1 pseudogene is annotated in these 383 nt (G+C 47.0%); it reads left to right on the top strand.

From position 1 onward, the window contains the following. Positions 1-245: 245 nt before the first annotated feature. Positions 246-362 (top strand): annotated as a pseudogene (locus ACRPFF_RS11760) (30S ribosomal protein S3); the annotation flags it as partial. Between the last annotated feature and the right edge of the window lie 21 nt (positions 363-383).

Here is a 383-nt window from a genome sequence, read left to right as displayed (position 1 = left end):
GCGATAAGGGCTTTTTCTTTGTCCTGCATGTTGGGAATTTTGACCTAAATGCCGTTGCCAGATGCGACATCGACAGGCTGACCTTAGCGGGTCATTTGTTCCAATTTGATGGTTTGGTTGCCGCTCAAGTGGATAATGACGGGGGGCGGATGCCGTCTGAAGCGGTGGGCTGAAGCCCACTCTACTATTATTTTTGCTTCCATACCGCTTGGCGGCAATGTGTCCGGAATGGAGCGGTTTATCCGAAAAGTTCTATAAAGCGTGCTATGCAAAAGGCTATGCGTTCAGGCGCAAAATTTATCACTCTTATGCCCTCTGTTCTTCTTAAGGGTTCTGATATTTCTCTTATCGAATGTTATCGTTAAGGTCGTGTACCTCTGCAT

It is taken from the genome of Neisseria sp. SLRRB23, assembly GCF_050896295.1.
Taxonomy (GTDB): domain Bacteria; phylum Pseudomonadota; class Gammaproteobacteria; order Burkholderiales; family Neisseriaceae; genus Neisseria.
This window is presented reverse-complemented; position numbering and strand designations above follow the sequence as displayed.